15 protein-coding genes and 1 rRNA gene are annotated in these 16,566 nt (G+C 36.5%); 11 read left to right on the forward strand and 5 right to left on the reverse strand.

From position 1 onward, the window contains the following. Positions 1-6: 6 nt before the first annotated feature. A complete protein-coding gene (locus M014_RS0115340; protein WP_026592528.1) occupies positions 7-231 on the reverse strand; it encodes a hypothetical protein in 225 nt (74 codons plus the stop codon). 123 nt (positions 232-354) lie between these two features. On the opposite strand from M014_RS0115340, the gene M014_RS27055 reads away from it, so the two are divergent. The 4 genes from M014_RS27055 (at position 355) to M014_RS0115360 (ending at position 3,882) form a co-directional block, all read left to right on the forward strand. Continuing rightward, positions 355-759, forward strand: a complete 405-nt coding sequence (locus tag M014_RS27055; protein WP_081811053.1) for a gamma-type small acid-soluble spore protein — start codon at positions 355-357, stop codon at positions 757-759. Between the two features lie 262 nt (positions 760-1,021). Then, positions 1,022-1,276 carry a YgaB family protein gene (locus tag M014_RS0115350; protein WP_026592529.1) on the forward strand — a complete coding sequence of 85 codons (255 nt, stop codon included), beginning with the start codon at positions 1,022-1,024 and terminating at the stop codon, positions 1,274-1,276. Between the two features lie 261 nt (positions 1,277-1,537). Beyond that, positions 1,538-2,068: a nucleoside tri-diphosphate phosphatase gene (gene ntdP, locus M014_RS0115355; RefSeq protein WP_026592530.1), complete on the forward strand. Its 531-nt coding sequence runs from the start codon at positions 1,538-1,540 to the stop codon at positions 2,066-2,068. A gap of 53 nt (positions 2,069-2,121) precedes the next feature. After that, positions 2,122-3,882, forward strand: coding sequence for an ABC transporter ATP-binding protein (locus M014_RS0115360; RefSeq protein ID WP_026592531.1), 1,761 nt, complete (start codon positions 2,122-2,124; stop codon positions 3,880-3,882). A gap of 13 nt (positions 3,883-3,895) precedes the next feature. Here the strand turns inward: M014_RS0115360 and M014_RS0115365 are convergent, their stop codons facing one another. The 3 genes from M014_RS0115365 to hemL all read right to left on the reverse strand — a co-directional run bounded on the left by M014_RS0115365 (position 3,896) and on the right by hemL (position 11,216). After that, positions 3,896-4,984 (reverse strand): aromatic acid exporter family protein, encoded by a 1,089-nt coding sequence (locus M014_RS0115365; protein ID WP_026592532.1) that lies wholly within the window; start codon positions 4,982-4,984, stop codon positions 3,896-3,898. Between the two features lie 299 nt (positions 4,985-5,283). Further along, positions 5,284-9,717, reverse strand: a complete 4,434-nt coding sequence (locus M014_RS0115370) for a glutamate synthase-related protein (RefSeq protein WP_026592533.1) — start codon at positions 9,715-9,717, stop codon at positions 5,284-5,286. A 203-nt stretch (positions 9,718-9,920) separates the two neighbouring features. Continuing rightward, positions 9,921-11,216 carry a glutamate-1-semialdehyde-2,1-aminomutase gene (gene hemL / locus M014_RS0115375; RefSeq protein WP_026592534.1) on the reverse strand — a complete coding sequence of 432 codons (1,296 nt, stop codon included), beginning with the start codon at positions 11,214-11,216 and terminating at the stop codon, positions 9,921-9,923. Between the two features lie 127 nt (positions 11,217-11,343). Between hemL and M014_RS0115380 the strand changes: the two genes are divergently transcribed. From M014_RS0115380 to perR, 6 genes are all read left to right on the forward strand, one after another. Continuing rightward, positions 11,344-12,357 (forward strand): ABC transporter ATP-binding protein, encoded by a 1,014-nt coding sequence (locus tag M014_RS0115380; RefSeq protein WP_026592535.1) that lies wholly within the window; start codon positions 11,344-11,346, stop codon positions 12,355-12,357. Beyond that, positions 12,350-13,141 carry an ABC transporter permease gene (locus M014_RS0115385; RefSeq protein WP_026592536.1) on the forward strand — a complete coding sequence of 264 codons (792 nt, stop codon included), beginning with the start codon at positions 12,350-12,352 and terminating at the stop codon, positions 13,139-13,141. The genes M014_RS0115380 and M014_RS0115385 overlap by 8 nt, the downstream gene beginning before the upstream one ends. A gap of 4 nt (positions 13,142-13,145) precedes the next feature. Further along, a complete protein-coding gene (locus M014_RS0115390) occupies positions 13,146-13,931 on the forward strand; it encodes an ABC transporter permease (RefSeq protein ID WP_026592537.1) in 786 nt (261 codons plus the stop codon). 70 nt (positions 13,932-14,001) lie between these two features. After that, positions 14,002-14,406, forward strand: coding sequence for a potassium channel family protein (locus M014_RS0115395; RefSeq protein ID WP_026592538.1), 405 nt, complete (start codon positions 14,002-14,004; stop codon positions 14,404-14,406). Between the two features lie 45 nt (positions 14,407-14,451). Beyond that, entirely contained in the window at positions 14,452-14,907 is a 456-nt protein-coding gene (gene bcp / locus M014_RS0115400; protein ID WP_026592539.1) for a thioredoxin-dependent thiol peroxidase, read from the forward strand. Positions 14,908-15,223: 316 nt separating this feature from the next. Then, complete coding sequence (gene perR / locus M014_RS0115405) at positions 15,224-15,652, forward strand: peroxide-responsive transcriptional repressor PerR (protein WP_170833688.1); 429 nt, start codon at positions 15,224-15,226, stop codon at positions 15,650-15,652. Between the two features lie 62 nt (positions 15,653-15,714). Here perR and M014_RS0115410 read toward each other — a convergent pair whose 3' ends face one another. Then, positions 15,715-16,071, reverse strand: coding sequence for a YgzB family protein (locus M014_RS0115410; RefSeq protein WP_026592541.1), 357 nt, complete (start codon positions 16,069-16,071; stop codon positions 15,715-15,717). Positions 16,072-16,414: 343 nt separating this feature from the next. Here M014_RS0115410 and M014_RS0115415 point away from each other — a divergent pair. Beyond that, positions 16,415-16,566, forward strand: a 16S ribosomal RNA gene (locus tag M014_RS0115415); the annotation flags it as partial.

The following is a 16,566-nucleotide window of genomic DNA, read 5'->3' on the forward strand; positions in this document are numbered from 1 at the left end:
CGTTTTTTAATCATAAGAAATTTTTGTACCGTGTGTCCAATCCGCCTCGTTTTTTTGAAGACCGCCTCGTGATTCAATTTCTTTTATGATTTCTTTATAAATCGTTTGGCCTTCTACATTTAAATAAGGCATGATTTGTTGCAAGGAATGGTGAAAATAAGCCAATTCATCTTGTTTCCATTCTTCTTTCGAAATCATAGATAGTTCCGTCATATCGCGTCCAACGTACATGTGTACACCTCCATCATATGTAGTTTGAATGAGCCAAGGAAGATATATGCGCCAATAAAAAAATAATTTTACGGATATCTTTTAGAAGGGTTGGTTACATTATTGATTGTGGAGGTGAGAAAGATGAGTAAAAAACAACAAGGTTATAACAAAGCAACTTCTGGTGCTAGTATTCAAAGTACAAATGCTAGCTATGGTACAGAGTTTGCAACTGAGACAAACGTACAAGCAGTAAAGCAACAAAATGCGCAATCAGAAGCAAAAAAAGCACAGGCTTCTAGTGCTGGCGTTCAAAGTGCAAATGCTAGCTATGGTACAGAGTTTGCAACTGAGACAAACGTACAAGCAGTAAAGCAACAAAATGCGCAATCAGAAGCAAAAAAAGCACAGGCTTCTAGTGCTGGCGTTCAAAGTGCAAATGCTAGCTACGGTACAGAGTTTGCTACTGATACGGATGTACAAGCAGTAAAACAACAAAACGCAAAATCAGCAGCGAAAAAATCACAATCTTCTAGCACGAATCAATAACAAAGAAAAACACTTCTCGATTCAAGAGAAGTGTTTTCTTTATTTGCAGTGTAGTGACGAAAGACAAAGTTTTGTTACTAGTGAAGGTCTCATACTATTCAAATCGATTGCTTTGAGAATTTTGTTGAGAGAGGCGACATAACTTCTAATAAGTCAACAAATGTAGTCAAAGGAGAAGGAGTTGGGAAATTAGAAAATAGTTAATAGAGATGTATCCCGTATTAATAGATAGTGAGAATTTATTTGAAACAGGGGGGAAATAATGAATTCATTTGATAAGTTAGTAGGAGAGCAGTTACAGACAATGGATGAGTTATTGAAATTACAAGCGCATTTAGAGAAGTACCAACAGATCGAAACAAATGAGCAGGATACGTATGATAAAAAAGATTTACATTTTATTCGTCAAGAAATACACAAAACGGAAGAAGCTTTGAAGCTTTTGCATGAAAAATTTGAGCGACAAACAAATGAAGTGATTCATTCTTTTGAAGCTGAAAAAATAATTTCTAACTAAAGAAGTGACGTGTTCTAATATTTTAGATGGAGAAGTCCTTTTTAAATTCATGAAAAAGGGCTTTTTGGTACATCCTGATTTGCCAATGAAGAGCAATTCATTGGCGCTTACGAAAGTTGGATTGTATCGGTTTAGTTTTAAAATTTTGACAAAAAAGTTATAATAGAAAAAAAGTGAATTCGGCTCAATACGTTTTTAATAGGAACGATACGAGTTAAGACAACTTTAGAAGAGCGTTCACAGTGAAAGAAGGGAGCACGTATGGGATTTCCCAAAGAAGGAGAAAAAGTACAAATACATAGTTATAAACATAATGGCTCCATTCATAGAATGTGGGAAGAGACTACAATTTTAAAAGGTACACAAAGTCTTGTAATTGGTGCAAATGATCGGACTGTAGTAACCGAATCAGATGGTCGGACATGGATTACGCGTGAACCTGCAATCTGTTATTTTCATTCAAATTATTGGTTTAATGTAATCGGTATGTTAAGAGAAGAGGGAGTATACTACTATTGTAATTTAAGTTCTCCATTTGCATATGATTCTGAAGCATTAAAGTATATTGATTATGATTTGGATATTAAGGTGTATCCAGATATGACATATACACTTTTAGATGAAGATGAGTATGAAAAACATAGTCAGATTATGAACTATCCTCCAGTCATTGATACAATTCTAAAGAGAAACGTAGAGTATTTAACGCAGTGGATTCATCAAAGAAAAGGACCTTTTGCGCCAGATTTTGTAGACATGTGGTATGAGCGGTATTTAATGTATAGAGATTAGAACAAACCTGCAGGGATTTTCCCGGCAGGTTTGTCCTATTGAGGGGGGATTACATGCAGGGAATAAAAAGATATTTACAATTTGTAAAACCATATCGGTGGCTTATTACGATTACAATTATTATTGGACTCATTAAGTTTGGTATTCCGCTTATTATGCCGTGGTTATTAAAGTATATTATTGATGATGTCATTCAAGGTGGTGGATCACTTAGTGAAAAAACATCCCAATTGATAACGGCAATCGGGATTGCCTTTTTCATTTTTGGTGTACTGAGACCACCTGTTGAATATTATCGTCAATACTTTGCGCAACGTATTGGTAATACGGTACTTTATGACTTACGAAAACATATTTTTGGGCATCTGCAAAAGTTGAGTTTACGTTACTATTCAAATACAAAAACAGGTGAAATTATTTCGCGTGTGATCCATGATGTAGAGCAAACGAAGGATTTTGTTATTACAGGGCTTATGAACGTCTGGCTTGATACAGCTACGATTTTTATTGCAATCGTAGTTATGTTTTCTATGAATATAAAATTAACGCTCGTTGCATTGTTAATTTTGCCAATTTATGCAGTTGCGGTGAAATGTTTTTTTGGGCGTCTTCGTAAATTGACGAGGGAGCGCTCACAAGCATTGGCAACGATGCAAGGTTACTTACATGAGCGTATTCAAGGGATGCAAGTGACGCGTAGTTTTGCGTTAGAAGAGTATGAAAAGGGACAGTTTGATAAGAAAAATAATGATTTTTTAACTAAAGCATTAACACATACAAGCTGGACAGCGCGAACATTTTCTGCGGTGAATACGTTAACGGATTTGGGACCATTACTTGTTATTGCGTTTGCGGCGTATGAAGTGATTCAAGGTTCCTTAACACTTGGAACGATGGTTGCTTTTATTGGCTATATGGATAGCTTATATAGTCCGTTACGCCGCCTTGTTAACTCTTCTACAACACTCACACAATCATTTGCATCAATGGATCGGGTATTTGAACTTTTAGACGAAAAGTATGATATTGTAAATACGCCAAATGCGCTTGAACAAAAAAAGCTTTTTGGTGAAATTGTATTTGATCAAGTTTCGTTTCGGTATAATACTGATGAAAAAGATGTACTACACCATCTTTCTTTCTCAATTCGTCCTGGAGAAAAAATCGCTCTTGTTGGAGCGAGTGGAGGTGGAAAGTCATCCCTAGCTAGCTTAATTCCAAGATTTTATGATGTTTCTAGTGGTGCAATTTATGTAGATGGTGTGAATGTGAAAGATTATAATGTAAGAAATTTACGTAGTCATATTGGTATTGTCTTACAAGATAATTTGTTATTTAGTGATACGATTCAATCTAATATTTTATATGGAAATCCAAAAGCAACGAAAGAGGAAGTCATTGCGGCTGCAAAAGCAGCACAGATTCACAATTTCATTATGAAATTACCAGACGGCTACGATACAGTTGTTGGAGAGAGAGGCGTAAAATTGTCTGGTGGGCAAAGGCAGCGTGTAGCGATAGCGCGTGTGTTTTTAAAGAATCCTTCTTTACTTATATTAGACGAAGCAACTTCGGCTTTAGACTTAGAGAATGAAAGGTATATTCAAGAGGCGCTTCAAATATTAGCTGCGGATCGTACAACAATTATTATTGCTCATAGGTTAGCTACCATTACACATGTGGATACAATTATATATATCGAAGATGGTGAAATAAAAGAAAAAGGTTCTCATGAACAATTAATGCAAAAACGAGGATTTTATTATAATTTATATCAAATTCAACATATAGAAGAAACAGCCCATTCGAAATAAATGGGCTGTTTCTTTATTCATCATCTTTTTTTTCATCGATTTGTAGTTCATTCTCTGGTTTGTGATACGTATAAAAACTATCTACAAGTAAATCAAGATGCTCAACTTCTTCACTGTAATTGATAATGGAAGAAATAAGAGGGAAGAGATGTAACCATATTTTATACGATTCTTCATCATCCTTATTTTGATAGTCCATAAATATATCAATTAATTCTTGCTTACCAGTTTCTACTTCATCAAGCATTTCAACAGACTGTTGTTTTTTTGCTTTACCGATAAATTTTAACAAAACTTGTTCATGATAGTGTGTTAATGAATCTAATTCATTTTGAATGGATTCCTGAAATGACTCAGGCATATACCTCAATTCATTTTCCGTGCGATGTAATGCTTTTAGTGTACTTAATGCACGGCTGGTTGTTGCTAGCATTTGTCTAAATAAAACGAGCTTACGAATTTTTGCAAATTGTACTTTTTTCGTATAGCTTCTTTCTTCTTTGTAAAGCAAGTAGTAATGATTTAATTTAATCATTTTTTCTTTCATACGATCAATATCTGTTTTTAGTGTTGTAAAATCAGAAGCTTGCCTGCTATTCATACGAATCCATTTTACAATTTCTTCTGTATCATCAACGATGCGATGATATAGTTTTGTTTCGTATTTTGGTGGCATAAAGATTAAGTTTACAAGTGAAGCTGCAATAATCCCGACCATAATAGTTGCAAAGCGAAGCAAGGCGAAATCAAAGAAGTTTGCTCCTTGATATTCCATAATAGCAATAACCGTTACTAAAGCAATGGATATTGTATTTTCTAAACGTAATTGTAGTGTAATCGCAATAACTAATATACAAGTTAATCCAATGATAAAAGGATTGTGTCCAAAAGCAAATGCAAATCCGATAGCGAATACTGCACCAATTACGTTTGCTTGAATTTGTTCCAGTGCTGTCAAATACGAACGGTATACAGATGGTTGAACAGCAAAAATTGCTGAAATTCCCGCGAATACGGGACTCGGTAGTTGGAGCAAAGTACAAGCAAATAAAGCTAATGTAATGGCAATACCCGTTTTTAAAATGCGAGCACCAAGTTTCATACCCTACTTAATATCCTTTCTCTCTTGTCATAATGAATGTACAACATGATACTATACATTCATTACAATATGTTAGCAAGTGATATTTTAGTGATATTTTAGTCATATTCAAAAATCTGAGTAAAAATAGCCTTCGCATTTCTTCGTTGCTTCGCTAGTAGGGTAAGTTATGTATCCTTCCTTTTGAATCTGCACTTTAGTGAAAAAAGCCCGCTGAAATTTAGCAGGCTTTTAAATGATTATAGATTACTACGGAATACTCACCTCATCGGTTTTAAACGAATGTAATTGAAATTGTATCATTCAGTTGAAATAGATGGATCTGCTTGTTCTTTTTTCGGAATGATTTCATAAAAGTGAAGCTGAATGTTATCTAATAACGGTGTTAAGAGAGCAACTTCTTCATATTGTTCATGCTCATTTAATACGCGAATGTAGTCTAATAATAATTCTGTAATGTCTGTTTCTCCATTTTTGCTAAGTGGACGTAATGTTACGTTTGCTCCTTTTGCGATTCTTCTTCGCAAAGCAGATTCTGTTAAACCGAGTTTAGGCTGATGGCGTAAATAAACGACACCACCGGTCATGCCTGCACAAATCCATGGACCAGGATCGCCAAGAACGAGAGCGCGACCATTTGTCATATATTCAAAAGCGAAGCCTTTAATATTTGCATGAACGCCAAGATTCCCATGTTCTTTTTCTCGAATTGGTTTTGTGATTCTCCCACCGATAATCATATCCGCTCCAGATAAGCGGATGCCAGCACGTGCATCGGCGTTACCTTGCACATATAAAGTTCCTTTTTGTGCACCGTATCCAAATCCTTTTCCGACAGAACCGTTATAATATGCTCCATCTTTTCCTTTTGCTTTTGTAATATAAATGCCGCCACCGAATGATGTTTTTCCGATGCCATCTTGCGCCCCGCCATTTACATGGATAAATAAGTTTTCACTATTGTAGGCACCTAACCCGTTTCCAGGAACAGAGCCATTTGTATATTTTAATGTAATTGGTTCAAGCGTATGATTGTCATATAATTTACTTCGAACGCGGTAGCATGATTCCAGACCACCCATTACGCGTTGATCTACCCCAACACCAACTAGCTCTTTTGATTGGAAAGAGTCAGTTGTTACATAATCTTGTTGCTGTACTCTGTCTGTTATCGTGTGAGACGTACTTTCCAATGTTTGTAATAAATGTTGTAAGTCTAATAGTTCTATTCCTCGCGTTTGTTCTAGTAAATCAGAACGACCAACAATTTCTTGTAAGTTCGTATAGCCGAGCTCACTTGTTAAACGTTTAAGTTCTGTTCCGAAAGTAGTAAATAGGTGTAATAAACCTTCTACAGCTTTTTCCAATTGACGTGGAACAAAACGGCGTAGTCCATGTTCTTTTGCTTGTGCTTCTGATTCAATTTGTGTTGCAATACCAACATGACAAGTATCTAAGTGACAGCCCCGGCACGTTGTACAGCCAATTGCAATCATGGATAAAGTACCGAAGCCAATACGGTTTGCACCAAGAAGCATAACTTTTAGTGCATCGTTTACACTCCGAATACCACCATCTGCCCAAATTTCTACGTTCTGTCTCATATTTGCTTCTAATAGAGCGTTATGAGCAGCTTTTACTCCAATTTCAACTGGAAGGCCTACATGCTGAAGGGCATGAATACGTGCAGCACCCGTGCCGCCATCAAATCCGCTAATATTAATAAAATCAGCACCAGCCTTTGCGATTCCTACAGCGATTGTTCCAATGTTAGGGACAACTGGAACTTTGACAGCGACTTTTGCAAGTTGATTGGCTGTCTTAATTTCCGTAATAATTTGCGCCAAGTCTTCAATTGAGTAAATATCATGATTATTGGACGGAGAAATTAAGTCTGAGCCAATTGTTGCGTTACGTGCTTCTGCAATTTTGGAAGTTACTTTTGAACCCGGCAAATGTCCACCTTCACCAGGTTTTGCTCCTTGCCCAATCTTAATCTCAATTAAATTTGATGAGTTTAACAGTTCGGCATTCACACCAAAACGTCCTGACGCAATTTGTTGACCACGTGTATGTGGATATTTACCAATCATATCTTTAATTTCGCCGCCTTCACCGTTTAAACTAATCATATTGAGACGGTCTGCTGCTTCTGCATAGGCGCGGAATGCAATTTCATTTTGAGAGCCAAATGACATGGAACTAATAATGAATGGTAAGTCATGATTTTTTACGCTAATTGAAACGTGCTCAGTTGACACTGGTTGCTCTGCTGCTTTCATTTGGATAAGATGGCGAATTGCAATTGGGTTCTTATCTTCTACTTCCGCTAATTTCTCACGATAATTATCGTAAGCATTCCCTTTTGCGACATCACCAATTGCTTTCCAAATGCGAGGGAATACATGAAATGTTTTTCGCATTCTAACTTTTGGATTGTTATAATCAAGTGCCCGGACTTTCGCATCTTCTGCTAAAGATTCAAGTGAAAACGCTACAGTACGTGATCCTAAAAAGTTTGTAATCTGCAGTATGTTTGCAATTTCTTCGTGTAAACCAATTGAAGAGAAGAGACGGCCATAACCGCGCAGTTCATGAATGCCGATAGTTGAAATCACTTTTTCAAGTCCTTTGTTTAGCGCTTTATATAAATTAGAAATTGGTATCGTTGTCCCATCGTTTACGGTTGCAAACATTAAATATGGATTAATAACATCAGCACCTAATCCATATAGTGTAACAATGTCATGTAAAGAACGAAGAGCACCGGATCTTACAACAATGGAGCATTTGCGTCGTAATTTATGTTCAGTAAGTTCTTGGTGTACTTTAGCTGTAACTAAATGTGGATCAATCCATAATTGTTCATTTTGATGAGCTTTTGCATCATCAAGTAATAATAGTGAAGCTCCTTTTTTGATAGCAGCTGTAGCTTCGGCGCTAATTCGATTTAATGCATCATGTAAAGTTTCCGATGCTGGAAAGGTAACGGATAACTTGTAGACTGTGCTATGAGTTGCAAATAGATGTATCAGTTGTTCATATGAGGTGATTTCTAAATCTTCTGATACAGATTGTGCTAAAGCGCCTTCTATTATAATTGGTGACAAAAGTTCAGTAACAAAGGTTTGGTGTCCACCGCTAAATAAGCTAGGCCGCTTCCCCAGTACTGTACGTGTAGAGAAGTGTTCAACCTCCCTGTCACGGTCGATCGCTGGGTTTGTAACAACAGCAACACTCTCTTTTATAAAATCAGCGATGTTTCGTCTGTCTGGATCAAGTGCAGCTAGAGGGGCATCATGTCCGAGTGAACGAATTGGTTCAACGCCTTTTGTTGCCATTTGCTCAAGAAGTTGGATATGTTCACGATCCCATCCGAAAGCTACATATTGCTCTGTTTCAACTTGAGAAAGGTTAGATAACCCTTCAATTTTTTCCACAGCTGGAGTAGATAAGTTGAAATGATAATCTGAAAAATGAATGTGTTGTTTCATTCGTTTATATACTTCTTCTTGATATGTTTCATATTCGTAGAGAACAAGGTCACCTTGGGGGTTCCACTTTAAACCTACTTTTTCTCCAGGGGCAAGTGACTTTGGTTCTGCTACGTATTCAGATGGTGATACAACACCTGGTTCGGAAGAAAAGACATAGGAACTTTCTGTTTCAACTTTCCAAACAGGTCTTAAACCAAGTGAATCTACACTAAAAACGGCTTCATCTTTATAACGTGAAATAATGCCGGCTGGTCCTTGGGCGAAATGTCCCCATGCTTCACGAATATACGTATATAAATCTTGCATATGTGGCTCGTATAATTTAATCTCATTAATAATTGGTGGAAATAATATATCCATTGCTTCAAATAGACTGTAGTTGTAGCGAACGAGAAGAGTTTCTAAGGTGCGGTTTAAATCTTGAGAATCACTGCCTCCAGCAGTAAGTGGTACATCAATCATTTCGGCTTGATCACGTAACTTGGAAATTGTATTAATTTCACCATTATGCCCAAGGATGCTAAATGGTTGTACGCGAAAAAAATTAGATAATGTATTTGTAGAATAGCGATTATGTCCAAGGGTCATCGTTGATGCAATAAGTGGATGTTGCAAATCGTCATAATAGGCAACAAGTGTATCGCCAGCACCAAGAACTTTATACACAACATGGTCGTGACTTAACGATGCAACATGAATTGCTGTATTTTTCTCTATATCGATCGTTAAAGCGAATAGTACTTGATTGATGTCTTCAGTTGGTGTTTCTGAAAGAATGGCAATTTGCCAAAATAAAGGCTCTTCTTGTTTACCAAGAGGACCAAGGGCATCAGAGTTTATCACATCATCACTTTCGAAAATAACAGTGAGATTTTTCTTGTTTAATTTATTATGAATACTGTTTTTTAAGAGTGTAGGATCTTCTTTTTTGTTTAGAAAAAAATGTCCAACGATAAAGTGGGGATGATCCACAATCGCTGGATTATATCCGCTATTTTTTAATTTTTCTTTCCAAAGGGCTTTCGGTAGGTCGATATGAACGCCAATACCATCGCCTTCACCATTAATAAAGCCAGCGCGATGATTCATTTTTACAAGTGATTGTATACACAGATCGATGTTTTCTTTTGTTGGCACATTATGTTTTTCCATAACGGAAACGATTCCACACGCATCGTGTTCTGCATTTACGTAATCTCGAAATAAAGACGGTGACCATTTTGTATTGTTAGGCATCCGTCAATCCCCCCTCTGTTGTGAAGTTGTGAATAATCTGATTTTTAAAAGGCATATATTGCCTTATAGGCAACAAATGAATATAAAATTCGAAATAAAACAGATAATTATGAATAATTATACTATTGATGTGCGATTTATGAAATAGAAAAAAGAAAAAAATAGAGGGCATCCTCTATTTTTTTCTTTTGAATGTGTATTTTTTATGCGTTTGCTAAGGCAGCAAATGCCTTGCCGACAGCTTCGACTGTATATTCGATATCCTCTTTTGTATGTTCTGTTGTTAAGAACCATGCTTCATATTTAGATGGAGCTAAGTTAATTCCTTCATTAAGCATAAGTTTGAAGAATTTGCCGAACATTTCTCCATCTGTATTTTGAGCAGCATCATAGTCTTCAATTGTATCTGTTGTGAAGTAAACAGTTAATGCGCCTTTTAGACGGTTTACTGTAATATCGATATTATGTTTTGTAGCTTGTTCTAAAATACCTTTTTCAAGCATTGCTCCAAGCTCATCTAGTTTTTCGTATACACCTTCTTGTTTTAGTACTTCTAGGCATGCGATACCAGCCGCCATAGAAGCTGGATTTCCAGCCATTGTACCAGCTTGGTAAGCAGGACCGAGCGGTGCAACTTGTTCCATAATTTCCTTCTTACCACCATATGCGCCAATTGGAAGACCGCCGCCGATTACTTTACCAAGTGCTGTTAAATCCGGTGTTACGCCAAGTAAATCTTGGGCACCGCCGTACATAAAGCGGAAAGCTGTGATTACTTCATCATAAATAACAAGTGCGCCAGCTTCGTGGACAAGCTCATTTACTTTTTCTAGGAAGCCAGGTTTAGGCTCTACAATTCCGAAATTCCCAACGATTGGTTCTACAAGAATAGCTGCTACTTCATGTCCCCATTTATCTAGTGCCTCTTTTAATGTTTCCACGTTATTAAATGGAACGGTAATAACTTCCTGTGCAATGCTTTGTGGTACACCAGCAGAATCAGGAGTACCAAGAGTAGAAGGGCCAGAACCAGCTGCTACAAGAACTAAGTCTGAATGACCGTGGTAGCAACCAGCAAATTTCATAATTTTTGTACGACCTGTATAAGCACGAGCTACGCGAATTGTTGTCATAACAGATTCCGTACCAGAGTTTACGAAACGAACTTTATCTAAAGCTGGCATTGCTTCTTTTAACATTTTCGCAAATTTTACTTCTAGAGCTGTTGGTGTTCCGTATAATACACCATTTTCAGCTGCGATTTTGATTGCTTCTGTTACGTGAGGATGAGCGTGACCTGTAATGATCGGACCGTATGCTGCTAAATAATCGATATATTTGTTACCATCTACATCCCAAAAATAAGCACCCTTTCCGCGTTCCATTGCAACAGGTGCCCCACCACCAACTGCTTTAAAAGAACGAGAAGGACTGTTAACACCACCAACGATATGTTCTAACGCTTCTTTATGTAATGCTTCTGATTTTGTGAAATTCACTACAATTCATCTCCTTACAAAAATCTATGTATTATTCTAACATGTTTTTCAAAAAGACGTATTGTTTGTGGTAGGAATGGGAGTTGGGTAAACTATTCGTTGTGGTATCGAGGAAGGGGGGCCGATTATGAAATCGGTAATTGAAGTACAAGGGTTACGCAAAGAATTTACAGCGTATTCAAGTCGTTCTGGTTTAAAAGGTGCATTTCGCGATTTATTAAATCGTAATTATAAAATCGTACCAGCAGTTAATGATGTTTCCTTTACTGTAAAACAAGGAGAAATGGTTGGTTATATCGGTGAGAATGGCGCGGGTAAATCTACCACTATTAAAATGTTAACTGGAATTTTAACACCGACGTCTGGTCAGATTATAGTAAATGGTATGAACCCACATAAACAGCGAGAAGAATTTGTAAGAACAATTGGTGTTGTATTTGGTCAACGTTCGCAACTTTGGTGGGATATTGCAGTACAAGAATCATTTCGTTTATTAAAGAAAGTGTATGGTGTATCGGACGCGCAATATAATGAACATATGGAGCACGTTATTGAAACGTTGGATATTGGGCCTTTGTTAGATAAGCCAGTAAGAAAGTTATCGCTTGGTCAAAGAATGCGTTGTGAATTAGCAGCGGCATTAATTCATAATCCACCGCTTTTATTTTTAGACGAGCCAACCATTGGACTAGATGTTCTTGTAAAGTTAAAAATCCGTGAGTTTTTAAAGGAAATGAATGAACGTTATAAAACAACAATTTTATTAACGACGCATGATATTACTGACATTGAAGCTTTATGTGAACGTGTGATTATGCTGGATGAAGGAAGCATTATGTATGATGGATCATTAGAAAAACTTCGTTCGCAGTGGGGAGCAGAAAAAGAGATACATTTTCAATTTACTGCACCTGTTTCATATCAACAATTATCAGCGCTAATGCCTGATGATCATGTAGTTTGGTCGCAGGGGAAAGAAGAATATACATGGATTGCGAAAATACCGAATGAAGAAGTTGTAATTTCTATGCTCATTTCCAAAGTGGTCCAAGCTTTTCAAATTAAAGATTTGAAAATTAATGAAGTGTCGACAGAAGAAATTATCCGTAATATTTATGAAGAGGGTATGATTCATGGGTAAGTATATTGAAATGATTCGGATTCGTTTTTTAATGATGCTTGCTTACCGAACGAATTACTATAGTGGAATTTTAATTTATACAATTAATATCGGAGCATATTATTTTTTATGGCAAGCCATCTACAGTGGGAAAGAGAATATTGAAAGCTTATCAATTTCTCAGATGACAACCTATATTGCTATTGCATGGATGGCTCGAGCTTTTTACTTTAATAACATTGACAGAGAAATTGCGATGGAAATTCAAGAGGGACGTGTAGCTGTTGAATTAATTCGTCCATACAATTATTTAGGAATGAAAGTTATGCAAGGTCTTGGAGAGGGAATCTTCCGTTTTGCCTTCTTTTCTATTCCCGGCATGATTATTGTTACACTGTTATTCTCATTGCAAATTACAACGAATTTTCAAACCTGGCTGTGGTTTTTCCTATCGTTAATATTCAGCTTTATTATTAATACGCAAATTAATTTAATGACAGGCATGCTTACTTTTTTCTTATTTAATAATAGTGGGATTATGTATGCAAAACGTGTGGTTATCGATTTATTTTCAGGTTTATTACTACCCATTAGCTTTTATCCTTTATGGGCACAAAAAGCAATGGTATTTTTACCATTTCAAGCAATCAGTTATATTCCGAGTATGATTTTCTCTGAGGGAATACAGGGAAGTAAGTTGTATCAGGCTTTATTATTTCAAATGATTTGGGCAGTTGTACTTATTGTTCCAATTGTGCTGATGTGGAAAACGGCGAGAAAACGCCTAATTGTACAAGGGGGATGATGGGATGCTGTATATAAAACTGTTTTTGCAATATGCAAGCCAATATATAAAAACGAAACTCGAGTATCGTGGTGATTTTATTGTTGGATTATTATCTGATTTACTATTACAAGCTGTTAATTTAATTTTTATTCTTGTTGTTTTCGGACATACACAAGCGTTAAAAGGATGGAACCGAGAAGAAGTTATCTTTATTTATGGCTTTTTCTTAGTACCGTTTGCTATCTTTTCTGCTTTCTTTAATATATGGGATTTTAATGATCGTTACATTATTAAGGGAGAAATGGATCGTGTTTTAACAAGACCGATTCATAGTTTATTCCAAATTATATTAGAGCGAATGGAACTGGAGTCTTTAATTGGTGCAGTTACTGGGATCATTGTAATGGGATATGCGGCAGTAGAGCTGCATTTATCCTTTTATTGGTATGATTACTTTTTGTTCTTGTTCATGGTAACAGGAGGTGCTCTTGTGTATGGTGGGATATTTGTAACGCTTGCAAGTATTGGCTTTTGGTCAGATGCGAAAAGCTCTATTATGCCGCTTATGTATAACATTGGGAATTATGGGCGATATCCTGTAAATATTTATAATCGTGTGATTCGATTTGTGTTAACGTTTGTATTGCCATTTGCATTTGTGGGTGTGTATCCAGCGGCGTATTTTCTTAGAAAGACAGAATGGAATAGTTATGCGTTTGCGACACCATTTGTTGGTGTGATTTGTTTTGCGATTGCAATCACACTTTGGAATCAAGGTGTGAAAAGATACCGTGGTGCCGGGAACTAAATAGAGGATTATCGGTTTCCATGGGATAAATTATGTATTGTCCTCATACATATAAGATGAGGTGGAGGACATGTTATGGGGACTTATTTTATTCATTGCAGCAATGGCTGTGTTAAGAAGTATTCAAATATTATGGAGCTCATACCCAGATTCGAAGCGTTTCTTTTCTTTGTATAATCTGACTGTATTATTTCTAATTTATACAACAGTACTTATCGCATTTGGATTAAGTTATGTTGTATTAGAGGAAAGTGGATTTTCCGTCTTAAGAGAAGACGGGAAAAGTTTAAATGTTCATTCTTTCCAGCTGGTAGAAGTATGCTTATATTTTAGTGCGGTTACTTTATTATCAGTTGGATATGGTGATGTAACCCCTATTGGAATTGGGCGCTGGATTGCAATTGTTGAAGCGCTGATTGGATATACTTTGCCGTTTGCATTCGTAGTTCGAACCGTGATCGACAATGAAAAATAAGATAACATTTGTTATAGTAGAAGGAAAAGACAAGGAGTGATAAAGATGGTCGCAGTAGGAGAAATGGCACCGGATTTTACACTAGAAGGAAGTAATGGAGAACAGATTAAACTATCTGATTTTCACGGCAAAAATGTAGTATTATATTTTTATCCGAAAGATATGACACCAGGATGTACAACAGAGGCATGCGATTTCCGTGACGCATACGGGTTGTTTCAAGAAAAAGATACAATTATACTGGGGGTAAGTCCAGACCCAGCAAATAGACATTTGAAATTTATTGAAAAACATGATTTGCCATTCTTACTTTTAGTGGATGAAGATCATAAAGTGGCAGAGTTATATGCTGTATGGAAGCTGAAAAAGAATTTTGGAAAAGAGTACATGGGAATCGAAAGATCTACGTTTCTTATCAATAAAAATGGTGAACTTGTAAAAGAGTGGCGCAAAGTAAAAGTGAAAGGGCATATTGAGGACATCCTTTCTTATTTAAATTAAGGTTTTGTATAAGAAGGAACTGAAAAAATTATTATGGTGTAAGTGTTGTGAGGCATGTGTCTATACACTTTTGCTAATGCCTCATACATTAAAAGAGTAGGGCATACCTCCTCAGAAGATAGTATTCCAAGTGCGATTATTTCGCACTTTTTTCTATGTGAATGTATAAAGGATGGACAAACATACATAAAAATAAGGTTAGGTGAAAAATAAACCACATAGTTACAGTTGAAATATTGACGATTGACAAGAAAAGGAGTACACTCTTTATAAGAATTATAAAATAATAATCCGTATAGAATCGGGGTGCATGACGGTGGTCAAAGAAGAATTAAAAGAAGCGCTAGAAATGCTGAAAAATACGGGTGTACGCATTACTCCACAGCGTCATGCTATTTTAGAGTACCTTGTGGAATCTATGACGCACCCAACAGCGGATGAAATTTATAAAGCGCTAGAAGGTAAGTTTCCGAATATGAGTGTTGCAACTGTCTATAATAATTTACGTGTATTTAAAGAGGTAGGGCTTGTAAAGGAACTAACTTATGGAGACGCTTCAAGTAGATTTGATTATGTTACAAGTCAGCATTACCATGTGATTTGTGAAAAGTGTGGTAAGATTGTTGATTTTCCTTATGGAGGTTTGGAAAAACTTGAAGATGAAGCTGCACAAGCAACAGGCTTCGTTATTAATAGTCATCGTCTAGAGATTTATGGCGTATGTCCAGAGTGTCATAAGGCGTAATATATAATGAAAAAAGAGACTGACGGTTACGTCGGCCTCTTTTTTCATTATATGCACCCATTTTATGCCTTGTAGTTCTTTTTATTGTACTTCTCATCAAACTCTTTTCCTTCTAGAGTACGATCAAGCGTTAAGGGTTGATTGCAGTGCATACATGCATCTACTCGTCCGAGCATTTTTGTAGGTTTGTTACAACTTGGGCACATGATTTGCACAGTTTTTGTAGATAACATACCAATCCAAAAGTAAACGACGGTGCTAGCGATAACTGCGAAAAAGCCAACCATCATAAGAATGGTCATAATAATAATATTTTCCCGGAAAAATACACCTAAGTATGCAATGAAGAGTCCAATAAATACTAAACTTAATGCGAAAGTCCGAATTTTATTGATCTTGTTCGAATATTTAATCCCCATTCCCATCACGCTCCTATAGCAATAATATAACATACAATTTTGAATTTTTCGTTTAAAAGAAGTGGCGGTCAGTAAAAAGATGAAAAGGAAAAGAGATAAGCGGGATGTGAAATTTTTTTATAAAAAGTATTGACCGTATATAACCTGCATGATATATTAATAACCGTCGCTGATGCGAAACAGCAGGAAGCGAAAAAGAAATTGAAAAACTTAGTTGACATCGAAATACAAAGATGTTAACATGAGGAAGTCGCAAATGAGCGACAAACGAGTTCTTTGAAAACTGAACGAAACAAACAACGTGAAACGTCAATTTTTATTTTAGATGCTAGACAAACTAACTTTATTGGAGAGTTTGATCCTGGCTCAGGATGAACGCTGGCGGCGTGCCTAATACATGCAAGTCGAGCGAATGGATTAAGAGCTTGCTCTTATGAAGTTAGCGGCGGACGGGTGAGTAACACGTGGGTAACCTGCCTATAAGACTGGGATAAC

The organism is Bacillus sp. UNC437CL72CviS29 (genome assembly GCF_000482345.1).
In the GTDB taxonomy this organism is placed as follows: domain Bacteria; phylum Bacillota; class Bacilli; order Bacillales; family Bacillaceae_G; genus Bacillus_A; species Bacillus_A arachidis.

Excerpts from the sequence above, each read along its gene's own strand:
- M014_RS0115340 (WP_026592528.1), bottom strand. The coding sequence starts at position 231 with ATGTACGTTGGACGCGATATGACGGAACTATCTATGATTTCGAAAGAA.
- M014_RS0115390 (WP_026592537.1), top strand. The coding sequence starts at position 13,146 with ATGCTGTATATAAAACTGTTTTTGCAATATGCAAGCCAATATATAAAA.
- M014_RS0115360 (WP_026592531.1), top strand. The coding sequence starts at position 2,122 with ATGCAGGGAATAAAAAGATATTTACAATTTGTAAAACCATATCGGTGG.
- M014_RS0115365 (WP_026592532.1), bottom strand. The coding sequence starts at position 4,984 with ATGAAACTTGGTGCTCGCATTTTAAAAACGGGTATTGCCATTACATTA.
- M014_RS0115380 (WP_026592535.1), top strand. The coding sequence starts at position 11,344 with ATGAAATCGGTAATTGAAGTACAAGGGTTACGCAAAGAATTTACAGCG.
- ntdP (WP_026592530.1), top strand. The coding sequence starts at position 1,538 with ATGGGATTTCCCAAAGAAGGAGAAAAAGTACAAATACATAGTTATAAA.
- M014_RS0115385 (WP_026592536.1), top strand. The coding sequence starts at position 12,350 with ATGGGTAAGTATATTGAAATGATTCGGATTCGTTTTTTAATGATGCTT.
- M014_RS0115350 (WP_026592529.1), top strand. The coding sequence starts at position 1,022 with ATGAATTCATTTGATAAGTTAGTAGGAGAGCAGTTACAGACAATGGAT.
- M014_RS0115395 (WP_026592538.1), top strand. The coding sequence starts at position 14,002 with ATGTTATGGGGACTTATTTTATTCATTGCAGCAATGGCTGTGTTAAGA.
- bcp (WP_026592539.1), top strand. The coding sequence starts at position 14,452 with ATGGTCGCAGTAGGAGAAATGGCACCGGATTTTACACTAGAAGGAAGT.
- M014_RS0115370 (WP_026592533.1), bottom strand. The coding sequence starts at position 9,717 with ATGCCTAACAATACAAAATGGTCACCGTCTTTATTTCGAGATTACGTA.
- M014_RS27055 (WP_081811053.1), top strand. The coding sequence starts at position 355 with ATGAGTAAAAAACAACAAGGTTATAACAAAGCAACTTCTGGTGCTAGT.
- M014_RS0115410 (WP_026592541.1), bottom strand. The coding sequence starts at position 16,071 with ATGGGGATTAAATATTCGAACAAGATCAATAAAATTCGGACTTTCGCA.